General features: G+C 49.4%; 10 protein-coding genes. 4 read left to right on the top strand and 6 right to left on the bottom strand.

Translation table 11 applies throughout. The features are described 5' to 3' along the window. The first annotated feature begins 64 nt into the window (after positions 1–64). Together ACZ5ZZ_RS16175 and ACZ5ZZ_RS16170 are read left to right on the top strand one after the other, a co-directional pair. The gene (locus tag ACZ5ZZ_RS16175) at positions 65–1,180 is read left to right on the top strand and encodes an NADH:flavin oxidoreductase/NADH oxidase (RefSeq protein WP_464140340.1); all 1,116 of its coding nucleotides are present in this window, start codon (positions 65–67) and stop codon (positions 1,178–1,180) included. Next, entirely contained in the window at positions 1,177–1,674 is a 498-nt protein-coding gene (locus ACZ5ZZ_RS16170) for an FBP domain-containing protein (protein WP_464140338.1), read from the top strand. Before ACZ5ZZ_RS16175 ends, ACZ5ZZ_RS16170 begins: the two co-directional genes overlap by 4 nt. A 12-nt stretch (positions 1,675–1,686) precedes the next feature. Here ACZ5ZZ_RS16170 and ACZ5ZZ_RS16165 read toward each other — a convergent pair whose 3' ends face one another. Further along, positions 1,687–2,460, bottom strand: a complete 774-nt coding sequence (locus ACZ5ZZ_RS16165; RefSeq protein WP_464132342.1) for an exodeoxyribonuclease III — start codon at positions 2,458–2,460, stop codon at positions 1,687–1,689. A gap of 53 nt (positions 2,461–2,513) precedes the next feature. Between ACZ5ZZ_RS16165 and ACZ5ZZ_RS16160 the strand changes: the two genes are divergently transcribed. Next, positions 2,514–3,836, top strand: coding sequence for an MBL fold metallo-hydrolase (locus ACZ5ZZ_RS16160; RefSeq protein ID WP_464140336.1), 1,323 nt, complete (start codon positions 2,514–2,516; stop codon positions 3,834–3,836). A 41-nt stretch (positions 3,837–3,877) separates the two neighbouring features. Here the strand turns inward: ACZ5ZZ_RS16160 and ACZ5ZZ_RS16155 are convergent, their stop codons facing one another. After that, on the bottom strand, positions 3,878–4,315 hold the full coding sequence (locus ACZ5ZZ_RS16155; RefSeq protein WP_464140334.1) for a cupin domain-containing protein: 438 nt from the start codon (positions 4,313–4,315) through the stop codon (positions 3,878–3,880). A 106-nt stretch (positions 4,316–4,421) separates the two neighbouring features. Between ACZ5ZZ_RS16155 and ACZ5ZZ_RS16150 the strand changes: the two genes are divergently transcribed. Next, positions 4,422–4,895, top strand: coding sequence for a GyrI-like domain-containing protein (locus tag ACZ5ZZ_RS16150; protein ID WP_464140332.1), 474 nt, complete (start codon positions 4,422–4,424; stop codon positions 4,893–4,895). Between the two features lie 53 nt (positions 4,896–4,948). On the opposite strand, the gene ACZ5ZZ_RS16145 is transcribed toward ACZ5ZZ_RS16150, so the two are convergent. The 4 genes from ACZ5ZZ_RS16145 to ACZ5ZZ_RS16130 form a co-directional block, all read right to left on the bottom strand. Continuing rightward, positions 4,949–8,962 (bottom strand): hypothetical protein, encoded by a 4,014-nt coding sequence (locus ACZ5ZZ_RS16145; protein WP_464140330.1) that lies wholly within the window; start codon positions 8,960–8,962, stop codon positions 4,949–4,951. A gap of 151 nt (positions 8,963–9,113) precedes the next feature. Next, the gene (locus tag ACZ5ZZ_RS16140) at positions 9,114–9,746 is read right to left on the bottom strand and encodes a hypothetical protein (RefSeq protein WP_464140328.1); all 633 of its coding nucleotides are present in this window, start codon (positions 9,744–9,746) and stop codon (positions 9,114–9,116) included. Between the two features lie 149 nt (positions 9,747–9,895). After that, positions 9,896–10,534: a phosphatase PAP2-related protein gene (locus ACZ5ZZ_RS16135; protein ID WP_464140325.1), complete on the bottom strand. Its 639-nt coding sequence runs from the start codon at positions 10,532–10,534 to the stop codon at positions 9,896–9,898. After that, positions 10,531–11,283, bottom strand: coding sequence for an alpha/beta fold hydrolase (locus tag ACZ5ZZ_RS16130; RefSeq protein ID WP_464140323.1), 753 nt, complete (start codon positions 11,281–11,283; stop codon positions 10,531–10,533). The genes ACZ5ZZ_RS16135 and ACZ5ZZ_RS16130 overlap by 4 nt, the downstream gene beginning before the upstream one ends. Positions 11,284–11,383 lie beyond the last annotated feature (100 nt).

The raw sequence follows: 11,383 nt of genomic DNA, 5'->3' as shown, positions 1-11,383 counted from the left end.
GGAGCTGTCCGTCTTGTCATCCCCGGTGACCTATGAGCAAATTATCATCAGATCGAGAGGACAGATGGCAAAGCTTTTTGAAAAATGGAACTTGGGCAGTCTTGAACTTGAAAACCGCATCGTGATTGCACCCATGTGCCAGTACAGCGCACAGGACGGGCAGGCCTCGTCGTGGCATCTTATGCACTTAGGATCTCTTGCTCATTCCGGCGCGGGTTTGTTGATCCTTGAAGCAACGGCGGTGACTCCCGAGGGACGTATTTCGTGGGGGGACCTGGGGCTTTACGATGATTATTGTGAAGCTGCTTTGGAAAATGTGATCACAGAAGTGCGTCGGTACTCCTCTATGCCATTGGCGATTCAACTGGCGCACGCGGGCAGAAAGGCCTCGACAGAAAAGCCTTGGCGCGGTGGCAAGCAGATTGCTCCTTCGCAAGATCACGGCTGGCAGACGGTGGCTCCGTCAGCTATAGCGTTTCATGAAGGGGATCATCCTCCCGTAGAGCTGACTCTTGGGGGTATCGCCGATATTAAAAAAGCCTTTGTCGAATCTGCCCAGCGCGCGTCCCGCATGGGTTTTCAGGGAATCGAGATTCATGCGGCTCATGGATATTTGCTCCATCAGTTCCTTTCTCCACTTTCAAACAAACGCCAGGATCAATATGGCGGAAGTTTAGAAAATCGCATGCGCTTCCCGTTAGAGGTGTTTGCTGCCGTTCGCGAAGCGGTCGATGAAGATGTCGCTGTATGGGTGCGCATCTCTGCCACGGACTGGGTTGAAGGGGGATGGACCTTGCAAGAGGGCATCGAGTTCAGCCGACGTCTAAAAGAGCTTGGCTGCCCGGCCATTCATGTCAGTTCAGGTGGACTTGATCCAAAACAGAATATCTCTTTGGGAGCTGGTTATCAGGTGCAGTTTGCGGAGAAAATCAAACACGAGGCGCAAATTGAAACCATTGCCGTGGGTCTGATCACAGAGCCCGAACAGGCCGAGGAGATTCTGCAGGCAGACAAGGCGGACGCGATCGCACTTGCCCGGGCTGTGCTGTATGATCCCCACTGGCCCTGGCATGCGGCTGAAAAATTAAATGCTTCTGTGAAGTGCCCGCCGCAGTATTTACGCTCACAACCAAGAGGGTTTACGAACCTTCTTCAATCTGATATCACGGAGTCAAGATGAGTGCAGACCACAGCTATCAAAAAGAAAATGAATTTGCCATCGACTCAGAAGCAGATCTGATTAAGTCATTTCGTCCCCGTGATCAGAAAAAGCTGATTTTGCCTGAACGGCTTCGATTTCCTTTTCGCGTTCGTTCTTACATGACCTGGAAGGATCCATCCGGAGTTTATACCTATCTGGTTTTTAAATTGCCGAACTGGGATTTGCCTAGAGGCGTAGCCTTTAAAAGAACGGCCAGCAGTGGAGAGCCTACCGGGGGGCTTTGCAGTTGGTGCCATGCCTATGGTTCGTCCGAGGAAATTGGTTTGTTGTCGGTCGCAATCAGCGCCAACATCAGCACTTCTTATTTCGTCTGTCAGGATCTAAGCTGCATTGAAAAGATCGAAGAGACCGCGATGCTTGCTGGAAAAGATCCGGACAAAAACATCGCTGAGCTTTATTATCGGATGGAAAAGTTGTTCGAAAGAATCAGCAACTATAAGCCCGAAAGCTAATAGTTTTTAAACCTATTTCTTCAGCGTCAAGCGCACGGGGCAGTGGTCTGAACCCATAACGTCCGGGCAGTGCGCGGCTGCTTTAAGGCGGTCGGAAGCCTCCTTATTCACCAGGAAATAATCCAGTCGCCAACCAATGTTCTTTTCGCGAACTCCGGGGCGATAGCTCCACCATGTGTAGTGTTCCGGGCCTTGTTCAAATTTGCGGAAGCTATCCACCCATTCAAGCTTATCCAGAAAGTGGGTCATCCAGGCGCGCTCTTCTGGCAGGAAGCCTGCGTTCTTCGTATTCGTCTTGGGATTTCGCAGGTCGATTTCCTTATGTGCAATATTAAAGTCACCGCAGATAATGACCTCTCGTCCTTTTTTTCTTAAAGCCTGTAAACGTTTTTCTGCCGCCGCACAAAACTCCAGCTTAAATGGCAGTCGTGTGTGTTCGCGCTGACTGTTGGGGAAATAGCTGTTCACCAGTGTGATGGAACCAAAATCAGCCTCCAGCCAACGGCCTTCACTGTCGAATTTGGGAATACCCAAGCCAACGCGAACGTCGTCTGGTTCCTTGCGCGAATAAAGTGCCAACCCGGAATAACCCGCTTTTTCGGCAAAAGCCCACGAGGAATGATAGCGTGCAGGATGGTACAGAGTCTCATCCTTTTCGATCACATCGCTGTTGATTTTGATTTCTTGCAGGCAGACGATGTCGGCCTTTTCTTTCTCAAACCATTCACGGAAGTTTTTTCTGTGGACCGAGCGCAAGCCATTTACATTCCAGGATATCAGTTTCATGACCTTACAATGGCGTAATTGCTATGGGGAAGCAAGCGCGCTATAGTTCAGGGATGAAAATTTCGCGAATCCTTCATGCAGGCTACCTTCTTGAAAGTAAAGGGACTCAGATCGCTTTTGATACGATCTTTGAAAACCCGTTCAGTCGAAACTGCTATGCATTTCCGAAAGTGAGCTTTGATAAGGCTCAGATTCGGAAATTGAAGCTGGATGCGGTTTTCATTTCACACTTTCACGATGATCACTGGTCCTTGGACAGTCTGGCTCTGTTGGATCGGGAAACGCCCATCTATGGATTCTGTGTTTTTGAAGAATTCTTTTCTTTGACCAAAAAACTGGGGTTTAAAGAAGTATATTCATTAAAACTCAATCAGCCCGTTCAGGTTGGAGGTTTTACGGTCACGCCTCGTCGTGCTTTGGATGAAGATGTGGATTCTTTATTCCAAATTCAGGCCGAGGGCTTGAATGTTCTTAATGTCGTGGATTCCTGGATCGACTACGACACGTTGGATCTGTTGGTGGCACAGGGCTTTTGGGATCTGATCATGTGGCCGTTTCAGACGATGCGAGAAATCGAAGTGCTTTCGCCCTCGCGCGCAGAACCCGCCTGCGGTGAACTGCCCCCAGAATGGATTGAGCAGTTAAAGCGTCTAAACCCCAAGTCCGTCATCCCCAGCTCCTGCCAGTTTCAGATGGAAGACTGGTCTTGGTATAACAAAGCCTTCTTCCCGATCACATATGCGCAGTTCAGGCATGAACTGGTGCAGGCGTTGCCCTCTGTAAAGGTTGTTAGGTTAGATCCCTCTTTGTCGATCGAGCTATCAAAGGAAAGTGTCTTAGCCGCAGCGCCCTTGCCTTGGATGTCGCGGCTGGCGACAGAAGAGGTGGATTACGAGTACGATGCCGAACAAGTTATTCCCAGCACGGCAGAAGTTGCGCAAAAGCTTGGGCCCACGTCTGACGCGGTCAGGGCCCGAGTTCAGAACTACTGTCGATTTGAACTGCCGGAACGATACGGGTCTTTGACCGAACCTGAAGAGAACTATTTCGAGAAGCCCTGTCTGTGGCAGCTGTCTGTCTTTGACGACAAAGGAAACGCGGAAGTTTTCTGTTATCTAATTGAAGGTCGGAAAGTTCGACCAGCCACACAGGTGCAATGTGCGCAGTCCGTCGCATGGCAAACGGAAGTTCCTTTGGCTAAGCTGCATGCCGCCTTGGAGCTGGGGGAGTCTCTGACTTCGATGTATATGCGAATCAATGACGGCCCTGGCGCTCCAGAGGCGGATGTCATGCAGGATCCGCTGGTGCGTTGCCTTTTTGAAGGTCTCTTTGCAAGTTATCAAAAGGCGCAGTTAAAGGCTATGGGCATAGGGTAGGCACCCGGCCCTTGTTCAAGACAGGGTGCCAGCGTGTACATTCAATGCGTATGAGGAGCCTTGCTGGCGAAGTCCACCATTCCTTGGAAATCAACCAACACGACGGGCTCTTTGCCGACGACCCAGGCATCGTGTCCTGGAGGAATCAAAGAGACATCACCAGGTTTGCAGATGATTTCTTTGCCATCGTCCATCTTGATGCACAAAGTTCCTGAAACATGATACTGGAAGTGAGGAGCTTCGCAGCTGTCGGTTTTTGCGATTTCTTTCACGGATGTGGACCAACGCCAGCCCGGCTGCAGGGTGGCTCGGCCGATGACGGCGTCACCAAAGTTAACCAACTCAAGTCTGCCTTTGGGGAAGTCGCGGACCTCGTCAGGTTTGGCGAAGTTCTTGGCCGACAGGGCCCCGGTGACTTTGGCAAAGCTTGTGGTGGCGGTTTTTCCTTGAGTCTTTGCGGAAGATGTTTGCATAGCCATAATTGCCTCCTATACGGATCATACCCCTGTTAACCTTTGACGACGAGATGCGGTGTTGTTCTACAATGGACTTAGGTAAACTAGGTAGCGTCAGGGGAGCGACAAGATGAATCCAAAAATTGAGATGATGACTTCGCTGAAATTAATGGGCCTAAAGACCACGCTTCGCTTAAGTCGAGAAGACCGAAATGACATGACTCAAGTTCCCGAACTTTGGCAGAAACTTGCTTCCCAACAGGGCATGCTACAAAGAAAGAATCAAGAGCGTATGGCCTTGATCACAGGGGACCTTCCTTTGCCAGCTGAAGAACAGTCTGTCTATCATGCGCTTTTTGAAGTTGAAGAGTTTACTGACATCGAAGGATTTGTTCAGATGACTATTCCAGCGGGAAAAATTGCCAGATTTGTTCATGTGGGCCGGCCAGAGCTTGTCGGGCAAACAGCAATGAGGGCTTTGACCGAATGGCTTCCCCAGTCTGGGGAACTTTTGCGGGCCAATCAGGAACTTTTCATTTATCCTGCAGCCTATGATCGCACCAATCCAGATGCGACATTTGAATACTGCCTGCTGTTGAAATAAAAAAGGCCTGACCGCGTGGATCAAGCCCTTGGAAGGTTCGGTTTCTTTAGAACTTACTTCGGTAAAAAGTTTAGATGTTTGAAGTAAGCCTCAGAAGCAGAGGATGTGTCATTTGAGTCGTGCTGAATTGTAATGGCCACGATTTCCATATCCTGGACATTCTTATCAGGGAATGCACGCTTTAAGTCAGCCGCCAAGTCACGTTTGTAGTCTTGTATCTTGCCCAGCATGTCTGAGTTGTTTAGCAACAACTGTTTTGCTTCCGGCAACGTCGCGACAACTACGTTCTTGTTGGAGTACCAGTTTTCAAAGATATCGCCCGCTTTGCGGTTTTCACCGGCCACGGCACCTCCATAGTAGTAGCCAAACAAGAAGACTTTGTCGTTCTTGGCGTCGATCACGGTTCTGTCGCCGTTCGCGCGACCGTCACGGATCGTGAACCATACCTGGAAGGCTGAATCATCTTTGCCAGTTTTACCTTTTACCGGATCAGCTCCCACAACATCTTTCGTTACTGCCAGCTTCAGACTCATCTCCGGGAATTCCACTGGAGAGAATCTGTAAGCCAAGCTTGTCATGCGGATGGAGTTGTTCTCACTCTTCATCAAGGCCCACTTGTTGCCTTCATATTCGTATTCCGCGGTGGCATAACCAAAGTTTTTGTTGTCATCCAAACCACCTGGAGAGCGGGACTCATAGTTGAACTGGTGGTCCATGCGGAAGTGAACCATGTTTTTATGGTCGTAAACGATACGGATACCTTCTGGCATATTTTGGCGGGTCACGGGATTGACTTTGATACCAGCCATGACATCCCCAAGCTTCGCCACATCCAGAACTTGGTAGGGATCATAACGAAGACCAGATTGAGGCAATTTCACCTTCACCTCATAGTTATCTGCCGGATCATTTAGTTTTGGCAGAACCTGACGGGAAAGTTCGTAGGTATTGCCGTAAGGTATCAGCTCGACTAAGTGTTCCTGTCCCACACCGAGCTGAGCAACAATTCCCGGGCTTTTCACACGGTAGTATCTTCTGTCTTTGAAATAGTGAGCATTGGCCGCTGATAAAATCACCTGCGTATTCCAGTTGAAGTTGTTTTCGTCGTTGCTGATGTCCATTTCCGCTAAAGTATTCACAAGACCTTTCATGAATGCTTTTTGGTTGAAGCGGGAAGACAGAATACCTGCCAAGTGATCGGCATGAATGGTGCCCAGGTCCACGGCTTTTAGATTTGCCGGGAACTTGGAAGAAGACACCGTCACAACGCCGTCATTGTCCTCGTCGAACTGACCAATGAGCTTTGTCGCTTTCATGAAGATATGGGAATCTTCTGGAGCGCTTTCAAAGGTCACAGAGAAGTAACGGGTCAAACCAGTCAAAGAACGCTCGTTTTTTCTCCAGAATGCATCCATGGCCGTCGGGGTGATGGATTTGGAGGCTGTTTTTTCTGTTTGGCAGATTTCAGGTCCTTGTTTCTCGGAAAGGGCTGAAACCAGGGCAAACGGAACGTCTGTGGTGTTCAGGATGCTAGAGCCATGCAGGGGGGCCGCGATGGAAACCATCCCTTTCACCGTCATAGAGATAAAGTTCGGAGCTTTCAGGAAAGCGTGCAATGTATCCACGGCCCCTTTGGAGTAGCTGAGGAACAGATACTTCGGGGCTGCGTGACCACGCTGAGTGCGTGCTTTATAGTCCTGGCGCAGATAATTCAGAATGATGTCAGCATTCACTTCGGCGCCACAAGTGCTTTCCACGGGTGGTTGAATCACACGCAAACCCATCTCGTCGCTCAGGGCTGAAAGACCCAGGCTGAAGATCTCTTTGTCGAAGATGCTGTTATAGATGCCCGGTACATAAACGATCGTCAGGTCTTCCAGTTTTTGGTTATAGATCTTTGTCAGCGGTGTCGGATAGATTCGGCCTTCTAAGTCCGCTTCCTTGATGGCTTCCTTCAAAAGACTTTGCGCAAGAGACAATTGTCCTTTGGAGTCCGCTTTGGTCAAAGCTTTGAAGGATTGATTGGTATTCTTTTTATCGGAAACCCATTTGCGGGCAAACTGCATGTCGCGCGTTTCAGGCAGGAATGGCTTTTCTTGAACCACGATGGAGTTTTCCAGCAGATAAGGCAGTTGATACATCTTCATGACAGCGCGTTTGGCCGGCAAAAGAATTCTTTTGATCGTATCGACAATATCACTGTCTGCGCCATCGAGGTTGACGTTCTGAAGATCCAGATTGGCCGTTTTCTGGTCTTTCAAAAGACCGACTTTCTCTTTTACTTTGGCGATGCGTGGATCATTCATCAGATTTTCAACAGAACCCGCTGTCAGGACAGCGTCAGTCACCGCACCGATGTCCTCTGGGGAAATCATCGTCGTGACATCAAACTTGGAAACGTCAAAGTTCATTGGCGACATGCTGCGCCCGGAAGGATCTTTGAACGGATCGAATTTAAAGGCTTCCATGAAGCTTTTCATTTCAGACACCAGGAAGTAAGGACGTGTATCGGCCACGAATTTGGTCAAGTGGCGGAAGATGCGTTTTTGACTCAGGTCCTTGGCGTCAGTTTGAATGCCCTGGCGAGAATTGGTAATGACTTGTTTCAGGGCCTCCTGGCCAGAATCGTTGTGTTTCTTGACGGCATCAGCAAAGAGATCTTTTGCGGGCACCCCGATGAAGGAAAGAATGTCTTTTGAGCGGATTTGGCCGGGAACTTTGCGTTTTGTTGAAGCCACCAGACCGTAAGAAGAAGCCGCCGTCAATGAGCCGTGAGTGCGGTACATCTTCGTGAAGGCCCCCAGGGAGTTCTGGATAAAGTGACCGTCTTTCAAAGTCAGGATAAAGTCCGGGAAATCAAAGTTTCTTTCAGAGGCAGATTCGATGATACGATACAGAGCATCCGGATAAGGTGTCATGTCAGAGGCTTTCATAGCCTCGTTGGACGTGATGGGCTTGGCAAGCGTTGTCGTGGAATGAAGCGCTTTGGCCAACTGCAGGGGATTGCCAGTGACAGGAAGATAGAAGTAAAGGTCCTTTTTCTTGTCATATTTAACTTTTGCTTCACCCGTTTGAGTGATCACGGTCATCAGGGTCTCAGAGGAATTGTTGCGGTTGATGTAGACTGCCATGTCGAACCAGGATTCTTTGCGGAATTCAGAAATCAGGTTCTTCATGTTGTTACGATCTTTAAGATAAACCGGAGCCCAGGTGCCCAAAGCCATCAAAGGCATGGTCACGTCTTTGTCAGACTGAAGCTGTTGCACGGAGTTGAGGCCGGCACGCTCGACGATTTTGTGAACGTCAATGCCGATGAGTTCCTGTTCTTTTTTGCCTTCCTGGAAGCGTCCGATATTTCCGTGGTCTGACACCAGAACCACTTCCACGTCCTGACCTTTTTCTTTGAAGGATTTAATCAGGCGTTTAACCTCTGCATCCAGTGTTCTTAGGATGGGATACAGACGATCCAACTGGGTGTGTGCGGTGGAATCCACGGCGCCGATGTAACCTGTCATGAATTTCTTGGGTTTTGCCGCCAACAGATCATCCATCACTGTTTTGACTTCCAGTTTGGGAACTTCTTCTGTTGGGAAGTACATCAAAGCTTCAACATAAGGATTAAAGAAAGCATCGAAGGCACCCATGTAGTACTTTGGGAACGCCAGACGACGATAGTAGTCACGGGGATCACCCTGAACTGATTGAGACGATTCATCAAAGTAAGTGGCTTCGACGGATTTGATTCGGCCCGCAGCTCCGAACAGATTGGCGGTATCAGTGACCACCGACCAGGACAAGTCCGTCATTGAAGGGAATGGAGCGATGTGGGCGCCGGCACTAGTGAACTCTTTAAAAAGTCCCTGTCTTTGTGCTTCAAGGAAGGCGAAGTAACTGAATCCATCCACAGCCAGAACGACAGTTTGAACCTGCTGTGCAGCCGGTGCTGCCGCCTGAGCTTTCTTCCAGGGAAGGTCGAACGCCTGAGCCGAAGGCGCACAAGCCATTGCAATCACACTGGCCGCCAGACCCGCAGTAAACAAGCGAACATAGGCAGATGGACGTTTCATAGATCCTCCAAATAAATTTGTCTCACTATGAATAGAGGCAAGGTCGGTGCCAACCGAGCCGGAGGATTTAGGGCTATAAACGACTATATTCCTTTGCAGACCAAAGGGAGTGTCTCATGTTGAGAGGGTGACATTTCTGAGAAGCCGTTGTCTAAAACTTGCGTTCCATGGTTACAAACGCTGTTTTATCTCCGAACAACGTCATTGTGACCCGAGTGGACTTTCGGGGGTTGTCGGATCGGTAAATTTCATACTCCACCACGGCCAGGTCTGCCATAGAAGGGTTTTTGTCGTAGAGATACTCTTTAGGTACAAAAGTGGAAGCGGCAATGATTGCTGCAAGATGCTTGTTGACGCCTTTGGATCTTAAATAGGTGTCAGCGAGCTTGATAAAGTACCCGTGGCACCAACGGTTTGAATAGTCATCATGGATATGTCGGCGTGAGCAGGCGGCTCCATTTGGATCACCATCCATCGCCAGAACGTCTTTTTCCGTAAACCCGAAAACTCGAACAGGCTGTTGTCGGGGATCTTTGGGGGCGGTCATCACCACCATTCGTCGGTCAGGAGCTGTGTTAATACTGTAAGAGACGGAGCGTTCATAGGTTCGGCTTTGCTCTAAAATGGCCTGACGGATCTGGGGTTCTAAAGAGCTCCAGCTCAGCCGTTTGTCGGAGGTTTGACCCGTGGAGGTCACGTTCACATCATAAACGACGACATCACCAGCGGCTTTGGCAACCGATGAAAGATTTAGAGTCATAAGCAAAGCAACGATTGATTTCATAAGCATCTTTCCTATTCGGAGATCGGAATGATGCAAGCCCAGGGCCAGAGAGTATAAACATCTGTTGTTGTTTAATTGGAACTGCGGGCAAGAGCAGTGTCTATAAGCCGATGGAGCCAGCGTGGATTGTCACGACAGGGGATTTACTATTACGAAATTGTATTGATCCAAGAGTCAACAGAAGGGGCGTATCTGCTGACGATTTCGTGAGTCCAGAGGGCGGTGATCGCGCCGGCAAAGATATCCATTGTCCAGTGCGCTCTTAATAACAGAACTGCGACCACTTCAAAAATGACAACCGCGCAAGCCAAAGCCATAAAGAAGGGTCCGCCAAGTTGGGCAATTTCCAAGGCTCCCAAAACTGCCAAGGCGGTGTGCCCGGAAAAGAAAAGATCGTTGGAAACTCCATAGGTCACAAAGATCGATGGGACCCCAGGATCGCGCCAGATCATGCCTTCAGGGGTTGGTAAAACAGTGACGGCTTGATTGATCTGTCGCAAGGTGAACAGTACCAGCAAAGTCAACAAAGGGCGAATGCTGGGTCCCAGCAGTGTTTGCGCAATCAGATAGATACCGACAGCATCGATCACCAGAGAGCTGGAAATCAAAAGTCCGTTGGCCACTTTGGGGGTGCGGTTCAGATACTGGCTCCAGCGATCGGTCAGAACATGGAAATAGTCGCCGATGCGATCCTTGAATGGCATCTGACGCTGTCCCAAAAGCTTTTGAGTGAAAAGCCACAGTCCCACGGCAGCAACGGTCAGTCCAATTTTTATGGCGATAGTCATGCTTTTAATCCTGAGTTGATAAACTGACTTACTTGCTCCAAAACCCACTTTGGATCGTCCAGAGTTAGATCATGTCCTGCTTCAGGATGTCTGACCAGTGGTACATTCCATTGGCGGGCGATTTTTTCAGAACATTCAGGATGAACCACGCGATCTTTGGCTGACGAAAGAACCAGAACCGGAGCCGGTGGTTCCCTTCGTTGGCGTATCTGAGTCGCCAGACCCAACTGCCAAAGGAAGTTCGCAGGCCGCACGGGCAGTTCCCGGCTGCGTGCCCCCCAATGCTTGGCAAGTTCGCTGACGGATTCCTGCGGCGTTTGCGTGGTCGTCATACGAAGGATCATTTCTTCACGCTTATGCAGATCTTTTTGCAGGGCCGACTGGAAAATGCGCCCAAATGAATAAGGCGTCATTCTTTTATAGAACGGAGAGTTGTTCAGGCTTGAGTTAATCAATATCACGGCCGCGACTTCATCGTTGTGGCGGTGAGCCCACTCTAAAGCCAGCATTCCACCCAATGAAAAACCAAAGAGAATCTTTTTGCCATCTGTGGGGGCTTGTTCACGCAAAGCCTGGATATTCTTGGATAGGCTTAAGGGGGTTTTGTGACTATTCAGCCGGCCATTACCCAGGATGTCGGCGGTGTGAAATTGGTCCAGAGGAAAACGTTCCTGCAATTGGGGAAGAAAGTTCCACCAATGGTAAGACTCGCTCATGATTCCTCGAATTAACACCCACTGTCTTTGCATGCGGACTTAGACTCTCTTTCCCATCCAAAAAAAATAATAGAAGTCCGCAGGTGGGTCAAATCGACAAGGCCTGCGTCAAAAGCGCAGGTTTTAAAAAGGC

This window comes from Bdellovibrio sp. HM001, from assembly GCF_055397275.1.
The sequence above is the reverse complement of the archived record's forward strand: the minus strand, read 5'-3'. Positions and strand labels throughout refer to the sequence as shown.